Below are 17,550 nucleotides of genomic sequence, written 5' to 3'. Positions count from 1 at the left end.
GTTGCCCGCACCCGCGCCGGCCAGTACGACTTCGCAAGGAAACACATGAACCGCAAAGGCGACAAATCCCTGATCGTGGGCCTCGACATCGGCACGTCGAAGGTCACCGCGCTCGTCGGCGAATACTCACCGGGCAGCCCGATCGAAGTGATCGGCATCGGCTCGCACGAATCGCGCGGCCTCAAGCGCGGCGTGGTGGTGGATATCGAATCGACGGTGCAGTCGATCCAGCGCGCGGTCGAGGAAGCCGAGCTGATGGCCGGCTGCGAAGTGCGCTCGGTGTACGCCTCGATCTCCGGCAACCACGTGCAGTGCCGCAATTCGCAGGGCATCGCGCCGATCCGCGACGGCGAGGTCACCTACGCCGACCTGGATCGCGTGCTCGATGCCGCGAAGGCGGTCGCCATCCCGGCCGACCAGAAGATCCTCCACGCGATCCCGCGCGACTACGTGCTCGACGATTCGCAGGAAGGCATCCGCAATCCGGTGGGCATGACGGGCGTGCGCCTGGAAGTGCACGCGCACCTGGTGGTGTGCGCGCAGTCGGCGGCGGCGAACATCAGCAAGTGCGTGCAGCGCTGCGGCCTGCAGGTGGACGATCTGATCCTCGCCTCGCTCGCATCCAGCACCGCGGTGCTCACGCCGGACGAACGCGAACTCGGCGTCGTGCTCGTGGATCTCGGCGCAGGCACCACCGACATCGCCGTGTTCGTGCAGGGCGCGATCGCGCATTCGGCCTCGCTGCCGATCGCCGGCGACAAGGTCACCGAAGACATCGCGCACATGCTGCGCACGCCGACGCCGGAAGCCGAGCAGATCAAGGTGCGCTACGCCTGCGCGCTCGCGCAGCTGGCCACGGCGGAGGAAAGCATCCAGGTGCCGAGCGTGGGCGATCGTCCGCCGCGCCGGCTGCCGCGCCATTCGCTCGCGCAGGCGGTGCAGGCGCGCTACGAGGAAATCTTCGAAATGGTGCAGGCGGAACTGCGCCGCAGTGGGTTCGAACAGCACGTGCGCGCCGGGATGGTGCTCACGGGCGGCGCGTCGAAGATGGAAGGCGTGGTCGAACTCGCGGAGGAAATGCTGCAGATGCCGGTGCGCGTGGGCATCCCGCAGCACGTCACGGGACTCGGCGAAGTGGTCGGCAACCCGGTGCACGCCACCGGCGTCGGCCTGCTGCTGATGGGCAGCCAGATCGAGAACCCGCGCAGGCCGTCGATCAGCGCCGGCCGCGCAGGGTCGTTCTTCAACAAGGTGAAGAACTGGTATCGCGGCGAGTTCTAGCGGAGAGCGGAAGGCGGGCGCGGCGAAGCGAACGAATTTGGTTTTGGCAGGACGTAGTTCAAAACATACCTATAAGAGGACACGGACATGGCGCACTTCGAATTGGTTGAAAAGATGGCCCCGAATGCAGTGATCAAGGTCGTTGGCGTGGGCGGTGGCGGCGGCAACGCCGTCGCGCACATGGTCAACGGGAGCGTCGACGGCGTGGAATTCATCACCGCCAACACCGACGCGCAGGCGATCAAGAACTGCGGCGCGAAGCTGCAGTTGCAGCTCGGCAGCAACGTCACCAAGGGCCTGGGCGCGGGCGCGAACCCGGAGGTCGGCCGCCAGGCCGCGCTGGAAGATCGCGAACGCATCATGGATGCCCTCCAGGGCTCGGACATGGTGTTCATCACCGCGGGCATGGGCGGCGGCACGGGCACGGGCGCTGCGCCCGTCGTGGCGCAGCTCGCCAAGGAAATGGGGATCCTGACGGTCGCGGTCGTGACCAAGCCGTTCCCGTTCGAAGGGCGCCGCCGCATGCAGGTCGCGCTCAAGGGCATCGACGAGCTCAGCCAGCACTGCGACTCGCTGATCACGATCCCGAACGAAAAGCTGATCACCGTGCTCGGCCGCAACGCGACGATGATCCAGGCCTTCCGCGCGGCGAACGACGTGCTGCTCGGTGCGGTGCAGGGCATCGCCGACCTCATCGTGCGTCCCGGCCTGATCAACGTCGACTTCGCCGACGTGCGCACCGTGATGTCGGAAATGGGCCTGGCGATGATGGGCACCGGTTCGGCGCGCGGCGACGATCGTGCGCAGGCCGCCGCGGAATCGGCGATCCAGAATCCGCTGCTCGACGACGTCAATCTCTCCGGCGCCAACGGCATCCTGGTCAACATCACGGCCGGTCCGGACTTCACCATGGCCGAGTTCGACGAAGTGGGCCGCACGATCGAGAACTTCGCGTCGGAAGACGCCACGGTCGTCATCGGCACCGTGCTCGATCCGGAAATGCAGGACGAGGTGAAGGTCACCGTCGTCGCCACCGGCCTCAACCGTGCGGTGTCGCGCCAGGCATTGCCGACGCGCGGCTTCGAGCAGCAGGGCCAGCGCGAGCACGCGGTGCGCTCGCCGATCAAGCTCGTCCGCAACGCGACCACGGGCCAGCCGGACTTCGACGCCATGGCGAACCTCAACGAGCCGGTGGTGCCGAACTTCGGTGCGGCCTCCTCGAACCTGCGTTCGGGCGGCGGTGGCCGCGGCGAACCGGCGGCGGCGGACTTCGGCGGGGACAGCAGCTACCTCGACATTCCCGCGTTCCTGCGTCGCCAGGCGGACTGATCGGTCCGCGTTGTCCTCTTAAGGCCGGGCTGCGCCGCCCGGCCTGATGACCTTCGGCCCGTCGACCGTGCGTCGGCGGGCTGTTTTCGGGACCGGTTTCGCCAAGCGTTCAGCGGGTCGCGTGCTACCCTTTGCGGCCGCTGCGACACAGCGCGTCCCCCCGCCGTCCCGTTCACCGCGTCTCGAGGTCCGGATCCACCGCCCGATGCTGCCCCAACGCACCCTCAAGAACGTGATCCGCGCGACTGGCGTGGGCCTGCACAGCGGAGAGAAGGTGTATCTCACGCTGCGGCCTGCCGCCGTCGACACCGGCATCGTGTTCCGGCGCGTGGACCTGGATCCGGTGGTGGAGATTCCCGCGAGCGCGCACCTGGTCACCGAGACCATGTTGTGCACCGGCCTGTCGCGCGACGGCGGCAAGGTCATGACCATCGAACACCTGATGTCCGCGTTCGCCGGCCTCGGCATCGACAACGCGTACGTCGACCTGTCGGCGCCGGAAGTGCCGATCATGGACGGCTCCGCCGGTCCTTTCGTGTTCCTGCTGCAATCCGCCGGCATCGCCGAGCAGACCGCGCCGAAGCGTTTCATCCGCGTGCGCAAGCCCGTGGAAGTGCGCGAGGGCGACAAGGTCGCGCGTTTCATCCCGCACGACGGCTTCCGCATCGGCTTCACCGTCGTCTTCGACCATCCCGCGATTCCGGCCGCGCAGTCGCGCGCCGAGATCGACTTCTCCACGACGTCCTATGTCAAGGAAGTCAGTCGCGCGCGCACCTTCGGCTTCATGCGCGACCTGGAATTCATGCGCGAGCGCAACCTGGGCCTCGGCGGCTCGATGGACAACGCGATCGTGCTCGATGAATTCCGCGTCCTCAACGACGACGGCCTGCGCTATGCGGATGAGTTCGTCCGCCACAAGATCCTCGACGCGGTGGGCGACCTCTACCTCGCCGGCCGGCCGGTCATCGGCGCCTTCGAGGGTTACAAGTCGGGCCATGCGCTCAACAACAAACTCGTCCGCGCCCTGTTGGACGATGTCACGGCCTGGGACGAAGTCACCTTCGACGACCCCGCGGCCGCCCCGGTCGTCTACGGCAACCCTGCGATCGCGTGATCCATTTCTCGGCACGTCCCGTGCCCGGATGAGCGTCATCGATTTGTGAATCGGACGCGCCGCTTTAACGCGGATTTAACAAATATCGAATGATTCGTTAGCGATTGGTGACGGAAGGCCGGGGTAGCATCCCTACCAGCCGATCACAGGCCGTCCGCGGAGAACGTAACGGGACGGCCGGAACGGCCAGAGTCAGGAGTCTTCGGGTCCCGTTTTACCGGGATCTTTCAGGGACGCCAGAGCGGCCTGCAACGCTTCCTTCGCAGCCGCCGACATCGGTTTGGCCTTTGGTTCCGCCCGTTTTTCCGGGTGGATCGGGTGGGTCGTTGTTTTGACGACCAGCTCCGCCACACCGAGCCCGAGGGATCGGGCCGCGTCGAGGATGTCGGGTGCGACGAGCCGCAGTTTGGCCCGCCACACCGGTGCATCCACGACGTAGACGAGCCTGCCGCCGTCGAGATTCGCAAGTCGGGCATGCCCGGCGAGCGACGGAGGCAGGGATGGGCGCAACCGCTGATCCAGCGCGTCAAGCCAGAGGGCACGACGCAGGGGATCGAAGGCGGTGTCACCAAGCAAGGCCTCCATGGCTGCCTGGGGACCCGCGGTTCGAGACACGCGTGCGGGCTTTGGTCCGCTGGACTTGGAATCCGACATCGATATGAGCTTCAAGATCATCCTGAACAATCGGCGACGCCCTTCGGCGCGCCTCGTGGATCGACTCGCGGATACGGCGCAGCGCCGTCCCGGAGTCGCAGCGAGCATTCTGCTCTCGACCGGGCTCGTATTGGGCCTCGGCGCCAGCGTCGGTTTCGCCGCCGCGCGCAACGCGCAGCTGAGCGCGAAGGTGGAGAAGCAGGAAGCCGAGCTCGCCGCGGTCCACGCCAACTCGCAGCGCGAGATCAACGCACTCGCCGCCCGCCTGGGCGAGCTGCAGGCGCAGGCGAACCGACTCAACGCCCTGGGCGAGCGCCTCACGCGCGCCGGCCAGCTCGAGGACGGCGAATTCGATTTCGACCAGCCGGTCCCGACCGGTGGTGCCGGCCCGGTGCGCGACATGCCGCGCGACGAGCTCTCCCGCGAGCTGACCTCGCTGGAAAAGGAATACGCCGCTTCGGGCCAGCAGCTCGGCGTCATGGAGTCGCTGCTGTTCAACCGCGAGCTCGACCGCAACGCCGTGCCCTCGCGCGATCCGATCGCCGGCAGCTACATCACCTCCGGCTTCGGCGGCCGTGCCGACCCGATCGTCGGCGGCCACCAGTTCCACAAGGGCATCGACTTCAAGGCGAACGTCGGCGATCCCGTCCTGGCCGTCGCCGATGGCGTGGTCAGCTTCTCCGGCGTCCGTTCGGGCTACGGCAACGTGATCGAAATCGACCACGGCAACGGTTACGTGACCCGCTACGCCCACAACTCCCGCCTGCTCGGCCACGTCGGCGACCTGATCCGCGCCGGCCAGACCATCGCGAAGGCGGGCTCGACCGGCCGTTCCACCGGCGCGCACGTGCATTTCGAAGTGTGGGAGAACGGCCGCGTGGTGAATCCGCGGAAGTTCCTCGGCTCGCGGAGCGCCGTCCAGCGCGGGTGATGTGAATCGGGCGTCCGTGGTGCCACCTTGATAGGCGGCATCCCGGTCCCCAGCTACAATGCCGCGTTGCCGAACAAAGGGCGCCCCGCGCCCTTTTTTCATGGTTCGCAGAACCACTCCCCTCACTCGAATTCCGGTCCCACACCACGATGCTCAACAGCCTGCTCACCCGCGTCTTCGGCAGCCGCAACGAACGTTTGCTCGGCCAGCTCGGTGGCATTGTCAAGAAGATCAATGCGCTCGAGCCGCAGATGCAGGCGCTCAGCGACGCCGAACTCCAGGCCAAGACGCCCGAGTTCAAGGAACGCATCGCCAAGGGCGAAACGCTCGACAAGCTGCTGCCCGAAGCCTTCGCCGTCTGCCGCGAAGCCTCGCGCCGCGTGCTCGGCATGCGCCACTACGACGTGCAGCTGATCGGCGGCATGGTGCTGCACCTGGGCAAGATCGCCGAGATGCGCACGGGCGAAGGCAAGACGCTGGTCGCCACGCTGCCGACCTACCTCAACGCTCTCGAAGGCAAGGGCACGCACGTCATCACCGTCAACGACTACCTCGCACGCCGCGACTCGGCGTGGATGGGCCGCCTGTACAACTGGCTCGGCCTGTCGGTGGGCGTGGTGTATCCGGGCATGCCGCATTCGGACAAGCACGGCGCCTATGCCGCCGACATCACCTACGGCACCAACAACGAATTCGGCTTCGACTACCTGCGCGACAACATGGCGCTGGCGAAGGAAGACCGTTACCAGCGCGGCCTGCACTACGCGATCGTCGACGAAGTCGACTCGATCCTCATCGACGAAGCGCGCACGCCGCTGATCATCTCCGGCCCCGCGGACGAATCGCAGGAGCTGTACCACCAGGTCGACGCCATCGTGCCGGCGCTCTCCCGCCAGAAGGAAGAGGAAGGCGAGGGCGATTACTGGGTGGACGAGAAGGGCAAGCAGGTCCACCTGTCCGAAGCGGGCATGGAGCATGTCGAAGCGCTGCTGCGCAACGCCGGCGTGCTGAAGGAAGACGACGACGCGCTGTACGCGGCGCACAACATCCACGTCGTGCACCATCTCAATGCCGCCCTGCGCGCGCATGCGATCTACCAGCGCGACGTCGACTACATCGTGCGCGACGGCGAAGTGGTGATCGTCGACGAATTCACCGGTCGCACGCTGCCGGGCCGCCGCTGGTCCGACGGCCTGCACCAGGCGGTGGAAGCCAAGGAGCGCGTCGAGGTCCAGCGCGAGAACCAGACGCTCGCCTCGATCACGTTCCAGAACCTGTTCCGCATGTACAACAAGCTGTCCGGCATGACCGGTACGGCGGACACCGAAGCCTACGAATTCCAGAACATCTACGGCCTGGAAGTCGTGGTCATCCCGACGCACCGCCCGATGGTGCGCAAGGACCATTCCGACCTCGTGTTCCTCAACCGCGCCGGCAAGTACCGCGCGGTGGTCAACGAGATCAAGGAATCCAACGCGAAGAACCAGCCGGTGCTGGTCGGCACCACGTCGATCGAAGTCTCCGAACTGCTCTCCGAACAGCTGCAGGCCGCGGGCATCGCGCACGAAGTGCTCAACGCCAAGCAGCACGAACGCGAAGCGCAGATCGTCGCGCACGCCGGCCGCCCGGGTGCGGTGACCATCGCCACCAACATGGCCGGCCGCGGTACCGACATCGTGCTCGGCGGTTCGCTGGAAGCCGAACTGCAGGCGCTGGGCGAAGAGGCGAGCGACGCCGACAAGGGCGCCGTGCGCGCCGCCTGGCAGCAACGCCATGAAGAAGTGAAGTCCGCCGGCGGCCTGCACATCGTGGGCACCGAACGTCACGAATCGCGCCGCATCGACAACCAGCTGCGCGGCCGCTCGGGCCGCCAGGGCGACCCGGGTTCCTCGCGCTTCTACCTGTCGCTCGAAGACAACCTGATGCGCATCTTCGCGGCCGACTGGGTGCAGCGCGTCATGGCGCGCATGGGCCTGAAGGAAGACGACATCATCGAAAGCCCGCTGGTGACCAAGCAGATCGCCAACGCGCAGCGCAAGGTCGAGGCCCACAACTTCGACATCCGCAAGAACCTGCTCGACTTCGACGACGTCAACAACGACCAGCGCAAGGTGATCTACCAGCAGCGCGACGAAGTGCTCGACGCCGACGGCGTGCAGGACAGCATCGACGGCATCCGCGAGGACGTGGTCGCCGAGATCGTCGGCCGCTTCGTGCCGCTGAACTCGATCGACGAGCAGTGGGACCTGCCGGGCCTGGACGCGGAAATCGACACCGAATTCGGCGTGCGCACCGACATGGTCGGCTACGTCAAGGAACGCACCGAAGTCGACGCCGAGCAGATCGCCGAAGTCGTGCAGGAGCGCGTCAAGCACCTGTTCACGGACAAGGAAGCGCAGATCGGCCCCGAGAACATGCGCATGCTGGAAAAGCACATCATGCTCAACGTGCTCGACCAGAACTGGAAGGAACACCTCGGCCGCATGGACTACCTGCGCCAGGGCATCCACCTGCGCGGTTACGCGCAGAAGCAGCCGAAGCAGGAATACAAGCGCGAGGCCTTCGAACTGTTCGGCCAGATGCTGGACAAGGTGAAGCGCGAAGTGGTCTCGCTGCTCGCCCGCGTGCGCATCCGCAGCGAGGAAGAGATCGCGCAGGCCGAAGCCGCCGAGCGCCAGCGCGCCGAAGCGCTCGCCCGCCAGATGCAGTTCCAGCATGCGGAAATGGGCGGCCTGGGTGCCGACGAAGAAGCCGCGCAAGTGGCTTCCGCGCTGGACGGCCAGTCGCTCGAACTGCTGCCCCCGGGCCGCACCGCGCGCGTGGGCCGCAACGATCCCTGCCCTTGCGGCAGCGGCAAGAAGTACAAGCACTGCCACGGCCAGCTGGCCTGATCGCCACCAGGTAATGGGCGGCGAAGGCCGAAGTCCGGAAGGTGCCACCCCCGTCGACGTCGTCGCGGGGGTGATCCGCGACAAGGCGGGCCGCATCCTGCTGGCGCGCCGCACCGAAGGGCGCGACCTGGCCGGTCTCTGGGAATTTCCCGGCGGCAAGCGCGAAGCGGGTGAAACGCCGGAAGGCGCACTGGCCCGCGAACTCCAGGAAGAACTCGGCATCGACATCGACTGCGGCGCGCCGCTGATCGCGGTGCCCCAGCGCTATCCGCACAAACGCTTGCGCCTGGACGTCCGCCACATCGCGCGCTGGACGGGCACGGTGAAGGGCCACGAAGGCCAGGCGCTCGCCTGGGTGCCGCCGCACACGCTCGCCTCCTACGCGATGCCGTCCGCCGACATCCCCGTCGTCGCGGCCTTGCTGCAACCGGATCGCTACCTCGTCACGCCCGCGCCCGAGGCGTCGGACAACGCGTGGCTGGAACACCTGGAAGCCGCGCTCGACGCGGGCGTGCGCCGCGTGCAACTGCGTGCGCCGCATTGCCCGCCGGCGCGCTGGCAGCGACTCACCGAAGCCGCGATCGATGCGTGCCGGCGCCATGGCGCAGAAGCGCTGGTGAACGGCGACGTCGCGCTCGCGCAGTCGCTCGATGTCGGCGTGCACCTGCGCGCGGCGCAACTCGCGGAACTCAGCGCGCGCCCCTGGACCGAAGGTCCGCGCATCGCCGCCTCGTGCCATTCGCTCGACGACATCCGTCGCGCCGAAGCCCTGGCCTGCGACTTCATCGTGCTCGGTTCGGTGCAACCCACGCCGTCGCATCCCGATGCAAGCCCGATGGGCTGGGAGGGGTTCGCCGCGCTGCGCGAAGAAACTGCACTGCCGATCTACGCGATCGGCGGACTGCAGGTGGACGATCTCGCCGTGGCGCGTGCGCACGGTGCGCAGGGCATCGCCGCGATCCGCGGCTTGTGGCCGACGATCTGAGCGTCAGCCCGACGCGAGCGCGCGATAGCGCCGGTCCAGCGCATCCACTTCCGCATCGAGCGAGGCCATCGGCCCGTCGTTGACGATCACATCGTCCGCGATCGCCAGCCGCGCCGCGCGATCGACCTGCGCGGCGAGCATGCGTTCGGCCAGCGCCGCATCGATCCCGTCGCGCTGCATCAAGCGCGCGCGTTGCGCTTCGCGCGGCGCGTCGACCACGAGGATGCGATCGAGCCAGGGATAGGCGAGCCGCCCGCCGCCTTCGGCCAGCAATGGAATGGCGACGATCACGTAGGGCCCCGCGGCGCGCATCGCCTGTTCGTGCATGCGCACGCGAATGCGCGGATGCAGGAGGCCTTCGAGCCTGCGGCGGGCCGCATCGTCGCCGAACACATGGCGGCGCAGGGCCGCGCGATCCAGCGTGCCGTCGGCCTGCAATACGTCCTCGCCGAACATCGCCGCGATCTCCGCCAGCGCGGGCTGGCCGAGCGCGACGACATCGCGCGCGGCGACATCCGCATCCACGACCACGATGCCCTTCGCGGCGAAGCGATCGGCGACCGCGCTCTTGCCGGATGCGATGCCGCCGGTCAGGCCGACGCAGTACATGGGCTTAGCGCTGCAATCCCGCGAGGTGGAGATAGCCGTCGATCAGCGCATCGCTCCAGAAGAACGCGATCCACCCGGCGATGGCCAGGTACGGGCCGAACGGAATCTGCGTGGAGCGGTCGCGGCCCTTCGTGTACAGCCAGATCGAACCGACCACCGCGCCCACGACCGAGGAGATGAGGATCGTCGGCAGGATGCCCTTCAACCCGACCCACGCGCCGATGGCCGCGAGCAACTTGAAGTCGCCGTACCCCATGCCTTCCTTGCCGGTGAGCTGCTTGAACACCCAGTACACCGACCAGAGCGAGAAGTAGCCGGCCATGACGCCGAGCAGCGCCGCCTTCTGGCCCACGAAGAGATTCTCGACACTCGCGATCAGGCCCAGCCACAACAAGGGCAGGGTGAGCTGGTCCGGGAGCAGGCGCGTGCGCAGGTCGATGCCCGCGAGCGACACCAGGAAGCAGGTGAACAGCACGGCGCCGAAGCCGCGCCACCCGAAACCGAACTGCCACACGCAGGCCAGCACGAGGAGCATCGTGGCGAACTCGACCAGCGGGTACTGCGCCGAGATCGGGGCATGGCAATGCCGGCACTTGCCGCGCAGTACCAGCCAGCTGAACACCGGAATGTTTTCGTACCACGACAGCTTGTGCTTGCAGTGCGGGCAATGCGAAGGCTCGACCACGATCCCCGGCGGCGGCGGATCGTAGATCTCCGGCTCACCGAGGACTTCGCGGCTGTCGCGACGCCACTGCCACTCCAGCCTGCGGGGCAGGCGGAGGATGACCACGTTGAGGAAGCTGCCTAGCGCGAGTCCCAAGGCGGCCGCGGCGGGATAGCCGAGGCCGGGGTTCTGGTCGAGGAACGCCAATCAGACCACCGATGCGAGCTTGAAGATCGGCAGGTACATGGCGATCACCATCGAGCCCACGATCACGCCGAGCATGACCACGATGATCGGCTCGAGCAGGCTGGCCAGCGCGTCGACGGCGTTGTTGACCTCCGCCTCGTAGAACTCGGCCACCTTGTACAGCATCGTGTCGAGCGCACCGGCTTCTTCACCGATCGCCGTCATCTGCGTGACCATGTGCGGGAACAGGCCCGTCTGCTTCATCGCCACGTTGACCTGGTAGCCCACCGAGACGTCGTCGCGCATGCGGCGCACGGCGTTCTCGTAGACGGTGTTGCCGCACGCGCCGGCCACGGTGTCGAGCGCTTCGACCAGCGGCACGCCGGCGGCGAAGGTCACCGCGAGGGTGCGCGAGAACCGGGCGAGGGCCGCCTCGTTCATGATCTTGCCGATGACCGGCAGCTTCAGGACCACGCGGTCCAGCAGGTGCGCGAAGGGCGGCGAACGTTTCTTCAGCGCGATGAAGCCGACGATCGTGCCGGCGACCACCAGGAAGATCAGCCACCACCACTTGACCATGAACTCGGAGAGGTTGATGACCGCCAGGGTGAAGGCGGGCAGCTCGGCGCCGAAGTTCGCGAACACGTCCTTGAACTGCGGCACCACCCACACCAGCAGGATGGCCGAGACCAGCAGCGCCACCGCGACGACCATCGCCGGGTAGAACATCGCTTTCTTGATCTTGCCCTTCAGCGCTTCGATGTTTTCCTTGTACGTGGCCACCGTGTCGAGCACGGTGTCCAGCACGCCCGCGGATTCACCGGCCTTGACCAGGTTGCGGTAGAGCTCGTCGAACTGCACCGGGTGCTTGCTCAGCGATTCCGACAGCGAGGAACCGCTTTCGATGTCGGAGCGGATGTTGTTCACCAGCTCGCCCATCTTCGGGTTCTTCTGGCCGCCGCCGATGATTTCCATCGAGGTCACGATCGGCACGCCCGACTTGAGCATGGTCGCGATCTGGCGACTGAACACGGCGATGTCCTTCGGCTTGACGCGCGAGCCGGAGCTGCCGAACAGCGGCTTCGGCTTGGGCTTGACCATCGAAGGCGTGATGCCCTGCTTGCGCAGTTCCGCGCGCAGCAGGTTCGCCGACTTCGAGGGCTGCTCGCCCTTCATCTTGACGCCGCGCTTGTCGTTGCCTTCCCAGACGAACACGGTCATCGCGTCCGGCCGGCGGGCGGCGGCTTTCTCGGCCGCGGTGGTGCGGGCGACGTTCTTGGTGACGGCCATGCGGCGTTTCCCCCAGATCCTTGCAGTTAGTCTTTCGTCACGCGGTTGATTTCCGCGAGGCTTGTCACGCCATTCCGGACCTTGACCAGTGCCGACTGGCGCAGGTCGCGCACGCCGGAGCGTTGCGCGGCCTCGCCGATCTGCATCACGTTGCCACCGGAAAGCACGATGTCCTGGATCTCTTCGCTCATCGGCATCACCTGGTAGATGCCGGTGCGTCCCTTGTAGCCCTCGGTGCAGTCGGGACAACCGACCGCCTCGTACACCTTCATGCCGCCATGGATCTCGTCGGAGGTGAACCCTTCGGCGAGCAGCGCATGGTCGGGCAGGTGCACTTCGCGCTTGCAGTCGTGCAGGCGGCGCGCGAGGCGCTGTGCGATGACGAGGGTCACCGAGGAGGTGATGTTGTACGGCGCCACGCCCATGTTCATCAGGCGCGCGATGGTCTGCGGCGCGTCGTTGGTGTGCAGCGTGGAGAGCACCATGTGGCCGGTCTGCGCGGCCTTGATGCCGATCTCGGCGGTTTCCAGGTCGCGGATTTCGCCGACCATGATCACGTCCGGGTCCTGTCGCAGGAAGCTGCGCAGGGCCGCGGCGAAGGTCATGCCGCGCTTGACGTTCATCTGCACCTGGTTGATGCCCGGGACGCGGATTTCGACCGGGTCCTCGACGGTGGAGATGTTGCGCGTGTCGTCGTTGAGGATGTTCAGCGCGGTGTACAGCGACACGGTTTTACCCGAGCCGGTCGGGCCGGTGACCAGCACCATGCCGTAGGGCTTCTGCACGGCTTCGAGGAAGAGCTTCTTCTGGTCTTCCTCGTAACCGAGCTTGTCGATGCCCAGCTTGGCCGCGCCGCCGTCCAGGATACGCAGCACGACCTTTTCGCCGAACAGCGTGGGCAGCGTGCTCACGCGGAAGTCGATCTGCTTGGTCTTCGACAGGTTGAGCTTGATGCGGCCGTCCTGCGGCACGCGCTTTTCCGCGATGTCCAGCTGCGCCATGACCTTCAGGCGCGCGGCGATGCGGGCCTGCAGCTTCACCGGCACGCGGGCGACCTGCTTGAGCAGGCCGTCGATGCGCAGGCGCACCCGGTAGTCGGTTTCGTAGGGCTCGAAGTGGATGTCCGAGGCGCCGCGGCGGATCGCATCCACCAGCACCTTGTTGATGAACTTCACGACCGGCGTGTCGTCGCCCTTCGCGTCGACGCCGGAGTCGTTGTTGAATTCCTCGTCGCCACCGCTGGTGTCGAGGTTGTCCAGCCCCTCGCTGTCGGCCACGGCATCGGCCAGCGCGTCGGCCTGCTCCAGCCAGTGGTCGATCGTCCGGCGGATCTTGTCGTCGTCGACCAGGATGGGTTCCACCGCCAGGTTGGTGTGGAACTTGATCTCGTCCAGCGCGTGGCTGTTGGTGGGGTCGGAGATGCCCACGAAGAGGCGGCCGCCGCGCTTGAACAGCGGCAGGGCCGCGTGCTTGCGCACGAGCTCCTCGCTCACCAGCTTGATGGCCGACTGGTTCGGGTCGAGCGCGGTCACGTCGAAGATCGGCATGCCGAACTCGGCCGAATTGGCCGCGGCCAGCTGGGCCGACGTCACCAGTTTCTGCTCGGCCATGAACAGCGCCAGCGGCTTGCGCTCGCGGGTCGCCGTTTCCATCGCCCCGCGGGCGGCAGCTTCGTCCAGGGCGCCGTCCATGACCAAGCGCCGGGCGATGCCGGTGATGCCCACCAGGTTGGCGGTCGCAACGGTCGCCATCTTTGAAACTCCCCCAATTCTGTTGCCGAAGATACCGCAAACCCTTCATCACACAACGGATGTTCGTCGCTATTCCGGACTTGCGGTTCTCGCTTAACCTGTATGGGTCAGGGGAGCCTCGATGCGCATTTCAATCATCCTACCCGCCAAGAACGAAGCGGAGGGCCTGCGGCAGACCCTGCCCGGCCTGCGGGCGCTCATGCCCGACGCCGAAGTCATCGTCGTGGACGACGGCTCCACCGACGCCACGGCGGCCGTGGCGGCCGAACATGGGGCCCGGGTGCTGTCCTCGCCCTATGCGATGGGCAACGGCGCGGCCATCAAGCGGGGCGCGCGCGCGGCCTCCGGCGACGTCCTCGTGTTCATGGACGCCGACGGCCAGCACAACCCCGCCGACATCCCCAAGCTGCTGGAGCGGCTGGAAGCCGGCTACGACATGGCGGTGGGCGCCCGCAACGCGGGCGGCCAGGCCAACATCGGCCGCGGCGCCGCCAACGCCTTCTACAACCGGGTGGCCAGCTGGATGACCGGCCACCGGATCGCCGACCTCACCTCCGGCTTCCGCGCCGCCCGCGCCGAGCGCTTCCGCGAATTCCTGCACCTGCTGCCGAACGGCTTCAGCTACCCGACCACCAGCACGATGGCGTTCTTCCGCAGCGCCTACCCGGTGGCCTACGTGCCGATCGACGTCGCCCGCCGCATCGGCCGCTCGCACATCCGCCCGCTGCGCGACGGGGCGCGGTTCCTGATCATCATCCTGCGCATCGCGACGCTGTATTCGCCGTTGAAGTTGTTTGCGCCGGCGTCGTTCGTGTTCGGGGCACTCGGCCTGAGCTACTACGCCTACACGTACATCACGCAAGAACGCTTCACCAACATGAGCGCGTTGATGTTGAGTGCGTCGGTCATCATCTTCCTGATCGGCCTGGTGTCCGAGCAGATCACCGCGCTGACCTACCGCCGGGACCAGTGACTGCGGCGTCCATGCGCACCCTATTGCTGACGCGGAATTTCCCGCCGCTGCGCGGGGGGATGGAGCGCCTGAACGCACGCATGTTCCTGCACCTGCATGCGCACGATGCGACGTCCGCCCTGGTGGGGCCCGCCGGCTGCGCGGCCTTCGTACCGGACGGAACGCGCCTTGCGGAGCTGCCCGCGGGGTCGCTGCCGATGACGGTGCTGGCGAGCGTTGCGCGGGGGGTCGCGATGGCGCGCAGCGTGCGCCCCGACATCGTGCTGGCCGGCAGCGGCCTCACCGCACCCGCCGCGGTCGCCGCGGCGCGCGCCAGCGGGGCGGTGCCCGCCGTGTACCTGCACGGTCTCGACATCGTCGCGCCGAGCCGCGTCTATCGCGCAGCATGGTGGCCGTGCATCCGGCGTTGCCGGCGGGTGATCGTCAACAGCGCGAACACGCGCCGCCTTGCGATCGGTGCAGGGGTGGATCCCGGACGCATTCGCATCGTGCATCCGGGCACCGACCTGCCCGTGCCTGATCCCTCCGCGCGCCAGCGATTTCGCGCGCGCATGAAGTTCGACGCGGCGGCTCCCATCCTGTTGTCGGTCGGTCGCCTGACCACGCGCAAAGGCTTGGCGGAATTCGTCGAGCACGGCTTCCCGAAGGTCCTCGCCCGACATCCGGACACGCGCTTGGTGATCATCGGCGACCAGGCCGCGGATGCATTGCATCGCGGCACCGGCGCCGGATTCGAGCGCGTGCGCGCGATCGCCGAAAGTCGCGGCATCGCACATGCGGTGCATTGGCTGGGGCCGTGCAGCGAGCAGGAACTCGCCGATGCCTACCAGGGCGCGGACGTCCACGTTTTCCCCGTGCGCGATCTTCCCGGCGATGTCGAAGGCTTCGGCATGGTGGCGATCGAAGCGGCGGCGCACGGACTGCCGACGGTCGCTTTCGATGTCGGCGGCGTTGCGGATGCGGTGGTCGATGGCAGCAACGGGCGGCTGATTCCTGCCGATGACCACGATGCCTTCGCGCGTGCCGTGGTCGAGCTGCTGGGCCAGGAAAAAGCCGACCAGTCCTCGCGCGCGCGCAGCTTCGCGCAGCGGTTTTCCTGGGAGCGCTTCGGCAGCGAGATCACCGATGCGCTGGAGTCCGCCAAATGAACAGTGAGCCGCTGGAACGCCGCGGCCACGCGGTCCTGGATCTTCCCTCGCGCGACTTCAAAGCGATGAAGATCGCGCAACTTCTTGGCCTTCCTCCGAACGGCCCGCGCAGGCGCTTGCTCGAGATCGGTTGCGGTTCCGGTGGCATCTCGCGCTGGTTCGGCGACGCGGGCCCGATGCGCTGGGACGTGGACGCGGTGGATGTCGAAGACGTGCGCCTGGTGCGAGACGGCTACCGCTTCCAGACGGTCTCCGGCACCACGCTGCCGTTCGAGGATGCGTGCTTCGATGTCGTGCTCACCAACCACGTCATCGAACATGTCGGCGACGAAGCGGCGCAACGCGCGCACCTGCGCGAAGTGCGCCGCGTGCTGCGCGACGACGGCGTCGCTTACCTCGCCGTCCCGAATCGCTGGATGCCGGTCGAGCCGCACTTCAAGCTTCCGTTCCTCAGCTGGCTGCCGATGCCGCTGTCGCATGCGTACGTGCGGCTCGCGGGCAAGGGCACGCATTACGACTGCCGGCCGCTGACGTGCGGACGGCTCGAACCCATGCTCACCGACAGCGGGTTCGCGTGGCGCCAGCGCACGGCCGATGCCCTGCGTCTCACCTTCGAACTGGAGCGCCCGGACGCGCCGCTGTATCGCCACGTGCTGCAGCACGTCCCCGATGCGATGTATGCCGTGGCGCGGCGTGCGTTCCCGACGCTGATCTACACGCTCGCGCCGCTGACGCGCTAGCTGCCTGCCAGCGCGGCGTCGAAGCGGCGTGCGCTGTCGTCCCATGTCGGCAGGTCGCGATAGGACACGCGCTGACCGCGCAGGTCGCACAACAAGCGATCGGCAATGGCGCGCGCATCGCCGATGGGCGCGATGCGGCGCTCGTCGTCGTGGAGCATCCATCGCACCGGCGCCGTGCCCATCGCGACCACCGGCACTTCGCACGCCATCGCTTCGCACAGTTTCGCGGGATAGCTGTAACGGCCGAACGCGGTGTCCGCGGTGATCACGCACGCCACGTCGAGCGCCGACAGCGCCATGGGCAATTGCGCATCGGGCAGGTCGCCGAGCGAGAGGACACCGGGTTCGGCGAGCGCATGCGCGGGCGGCTTGCCGGTGAGCACCAGGCGTGCGTCCGGTCGTTTCGCACGCACGAGGCGGAAGGCCTTGAGCAGGACGTCGGTGCCGCGATTGCTCGCCCAGCCACCGGAATATCCGATCAGCGGCGCGTCGGCGGGGAGCCCGAGCGCACTGCGTGCGGCCACGCCGTCGTGCGGGACGAATGCAGGGTCCGCCGCCATGGGCACGATCTGCGTGGGGCGTCGACCGCGGCGATGCGCGTCCAGGCACGCCGCCAGTTGCGGACCCGCCGCGGTGACGAGGTCGGCCGCGCGGACCGCGCGCCGCCACCGCCAGTGCAGCGGCACGTTCCATGGCATGTAGGCTTCGAAATTATCGTAGGCGTCCACTGCGAGGCGAGCGCCATGGCGAGCCGCCAGGCGTCGCGCCAGCGGCCCGTACCAGGCATCCGAACACCCGACCACCCAATCCGGGCGGAACGCCTTCGCGCGCGCATCCACTGCCGCGAGGAACCGCGGCCCACGCGTACGCACGTCCTCGCTGGCCCAATCCACGCCTTCGCGCTGGAAGCGCTCCGAGGGCAGCGCGCGATGGCTGCACAGGGTGACGCTGACCTCGTGGCCCAGGGCGGCCAGGGCCGTGGGCAAGTGAAAAAGCCGCCCGTA

15 protein-coding genes are annotated in these 17,550 nt (G+C 67.4%); 9 read left to right on the top strand and 6 right to left on the bottom strand.

Annotated features, from left to right (window positions below; translation table 11 throughout):
* Positions 1-45: 45 nt before the first annotated feature.
* From ftsA to lpxC, 3 genes are all read left to right on the top strand, one after another.
* Positions 46-1,281, top strand: coding sequence for a cell division protein FtsA (gene ftsA, locus LVB87_RS01845; protein WP_232899227.1), 1,236 nt, complete (start codon positions 46-48; stop codon positions 1,279-1,281).
* An 87-nt stretch (positions 1,282-1,368) separates the two neighbouring features.
* Entirely contained in the window at positions 1,369-2,610 is a 1,242-nt protein-coding gene (gene ftsZ / locus LVB87_RS01840) for a cell division protein FtsZ (RefSeq protein WP_232899226.1), read from the top strand.
* A 205-nt stretch (positions 2,611-2,815) separates the two neighbouring features.
* On the top strand, positions 2,816-3,724 hold the full coding sequence (lpxC, locus tag LVB87_RS01835) for a UDP-3-O-acyl-N-acetylglucosamine deacetylase (protein WP_232899225.1): 909 nt from the start codon (positions 2,816-2,818) through the stop codon (positions 3,722-3,724).
* Positions 3,725-3,916: 192 nt separating this feature from the next.
* Here lpxC and LVB87_RS01830 read toward each other — a convergent pair whose 3' ends face one another.
* The gene (locus LVB87_RS01830) at positions 3,917-4,378 is read right to left on the bottom strand and encodes a DUF721 domain-containing protein (protein WP_232900413.1); all 462 of its coding nucleotides are present in this window, start codon (positions 4,376-4,378) and stop codon (positions 3,917-3,919) included.
* A 4-nt stretch (positions 4,379-4,382) separates the two neighbouring features.
* On the opposite strand from LVB87_RS01830, the gene LVB87_RS01825 reads away from it, so the two are divergent.
* The 3 genes from LVB87_RS01825 to LVB87_RS01815 all read left to right on the top strand — a co-directional run bounded on the left by LVB87_RS01825 (position 4,383) and on the right by LVB87_RS01815 (position 9,185).
* Positions 4,383-5,309, top strand: coding sequence for a M23 family metallopeptidase (locus LVB87_RS01825; protein ID WP_232899224.1), 927 nt, complete (start codon positions 4,383-4,385; stop codon positions 5,307-5,309).
* A gap of 149 nt (positions 5,310-5,458) precedes the next feature.
* Positions 5,459-8,200: a preprotein translocase subunit SecA gene (gene secA, locus LVB87_RS01820; RefSeq protein WP_232899223.1), complete on the top strand. Its 2,742-nt coding sequence runs from the start codon at positions 5,459-5,461 to the stop codon at positions 8,198-8,200.
* 13 nt (positions 8,201-8,213) lie between these two features.
* On the top strand, positions 8,214-9,185 hold the full coding sequence (locus LVB87_RS01815) for a Nudix family hydrolase (RefSeq protein ID WP_232899222.1): 972 nt from the start codon (positions 8,214-8,216) through the stop codon (positions 9,183-9,185).
* Positions 9,186-9,188: 3 nt separating this feature from the next.
* Here the strand turns inward: LVB87_RS01815 and coaE are convergent, their stop codons facing one another.
* The 4 genes from coaE to pilB form a co-directional block, all read right to left on the bottom strand.
* Positions 9,189-9,794 (bottom strand): dephospho-CoA kinase, encoded by a 606-nt coding sequence (coaE, locus tag LVB87_RS01810; RefSeq protein WP_232899221.1) that lies wholly within the window; start codon positions 9,792-9,794, stop codon positions 9,189-9,191.
* A 4-nt stretch (positions 9,795-9,798) separates the two neighbouring features.
* Entirely contained in the window at positions 9,799-10,665 is an 867-nt protein-coding gene (locus LVB87_RS01805) for an A24 family peptidase (RefSeq protein WP_232899220.1), read from the bottom strand.
* Complete coding sequence (locus tag LVB87_RS01800; protein ID WP_232900412.1) at positions 10,666-11,865, bottom strand: type II secretion system F family protein; 1,200 nt, start codon at positions 11,863-11,865, stop codon at positions 10,666-10,668.
* Between the two features lie 95 nt (positions 11,866-11,960).
* A complete protein-coding gene (gene pilB / locus LVB87_RS01795; RefSeq protein ID WP_232899219.1) occupies positions 11,961-13,685 on the bottom strand; it encodes a type IV-A pilus assembly ATPase PilB in 1,725 nt (574 codons plus the stop codon).
* A gap of 121 nt (positions 13,686-13,806) precedes the next feature.
* On the opposite strand from pilB, the gene LVB87_RS01790 reads away from it, so the two are divergent.
* The 3 genes from LVB87_RS01790 to LVB87_RS01780 are packed head-to-tail and all read left to right on the top strand — an operon-like array spanning position 13,807 to position 16,546.
* Positions 13,807-14,658, top strand: a complete 852-nt coding sequence (locus tag LVB87_RS01790; protein ID WP_232899218.1) for a glycosyltransferase family 2 protein — start codon at positions 13,807-13,809, stop codon at positions 14,656-14,658.
* Positions 14,659-14,669: 11 nt separating this feature from the next.
* Positions 14,670-15,806, top strand: a complete 1,137-nt coding sequence (locus LVB87_RS01785) for a glycosyltransferase family 4 protein (RefSeq protein WP_232899217.1) — start codon at positions 14,670-14,672, stop codon at positions 15,804-15,806.
* Positions 15,803-16,546 carry a class I SAM-dependent methyltransferase gene (locus tag LVB87_RS01780; protein ID WP_232899216.1) on the top strand — a complete coding sequence of 248 codons (744 nt, stop codon included), beginning with the start codon at positions 15,803-15,805 and terminating at the stop codon, positions 16,544-16,546. The genes LVB87_RS01785 and LVB87_RS01780 overlap by 4 nt, the downstream gene beginning before the upstream one ends.
* On the opposite strand, the gene LVB87_RS01775 is transcribed toward LVB87_RS01780, so the two are convergent.
* Positions 16,543-17,532 carry a glycosyltransferase family 4 protein gene (locus tag LVB87_RS01775; RefSeq protein ID WP_232899215.1) on the bottom strand — a complete coding sequence of 330 codons (990 nt, stop codon included), beginning with the start codon at positions 17,530-17,532 and terminating at the stop codon, positions 16,543-16,545. The two genes, LVB87_RS01780 and LVB87_RS01775, sit on opposite strands and share 4 nt — an antisense overlap.
* Positions 17,533-17,550 lie beyond the last annotated feature (18 nt).

Origin of the sequence: Lysobacter sp. KIS68-7, from assembly GCF_021284745.1 — a bacterium.
Lineage (GTDB): Bacteria > Pseudomonadota > Gammaproteobacteria > Xanthomonadales > Xanthomonadaceae > Noviluteimonas.
Note: the sequence above shows the minus strand (reverse complement) of the source record. Positions and strands in the feature narration are given on the sequence as shown.

Excerpts from the sequence above, each read along its gene's own strand:
- ftsA (WP_232899227.1), top strand. The coding sequence starts at position 46 with ATGAACCGCAAAGGCGACAAATCCCTGATCGTGGGCCTCGACATCGGC.
- ftsZ (WP_232899226.1), top strand. The coding sequence starts at position 1,369 with ATGGCGCACTTCGAATTGGTTGAAAAGATGGCCCCGAATGCAGTGATC.
- lpxC (WP_232899225.1), top strand. The coding sequence starts at position 2,816 with ATGCTGCCCCAACGCACCCTCAAGAACGTGATCCGCGCGACTGGCGTG.
- LVB87_RS01830 (WP_232900413.1), bottom strand. The coding sequence starts at position 4,378 with ATGTCGGATTCCAAGTCCAGCGGACCAAAGCCCGCACGCGTGTCTCGA.
- LVB87_RS01825 (WP_232899224.1), top strand. The coding sequence starts at position 4,383 with ATGAGCTTCAAGATCATCCTGAACAATCGGCGACGCCCTTCGGCGCGC.
- secA (WP_232899223.1), top strand. The coding sequence starts at position 5,459 with ATGCTCAACAGCCTGCTCACCCGCGTCTTCGGCAGCCGCAACGAACGT.
- LVB87_RS01815 (WP_232899222.1), top strand. The coding sequence starts at position 8,214 with ATGGGCGGCGAAGGCCGAAGTCCGGAAGGTGCCACCCCCGTCGACGTC.
- coaE (WP_232899221.1), bottom strand. The coding sequence starts at position 9,794 with ATGTACTGCGTCGGCCTGACCGGCGGCATCGCATCCGGCAAGAGCGCG.
- LVB87_RS01800 (WP_232900412.1), bottom strand. The coding sequence starts at position 11,865 with ATGACCGTGTTCGTCTGGGAAGGCAACGACAAGCGCGGCGTCAAGATG.
- pilB (WP_232899219.1), bottom strand. The coding sequence starts at position 13,685 with ATGGCGACCGTTGCGACCGCCAACCTGGTGGGCATCACCGGCATCGCC.
- LVB87_RS01790 (WP_232899218.1), top strand. The coding sequence starts at position 13,807 with ATGCGCATTTCAATCATCCTACCCGCCAAGAACGAAGCGGAGGGCCTG.
- LVB87_RS01785 (WP_232899217.1), top strand. The coding sequence starts at position 14,670 with ATGCGCACCCTATTGCTGACGCGGAATTTCCCGCCGCTGCGCGGGGGG.
- LVB87_RS01780 (WP_232899216.1), top strand. The coding sequence starts at position 15,803 with ATGAACAGTGAGCCGCTGGAACGCCGCGGCCACGCGGTCCTGGATCTT.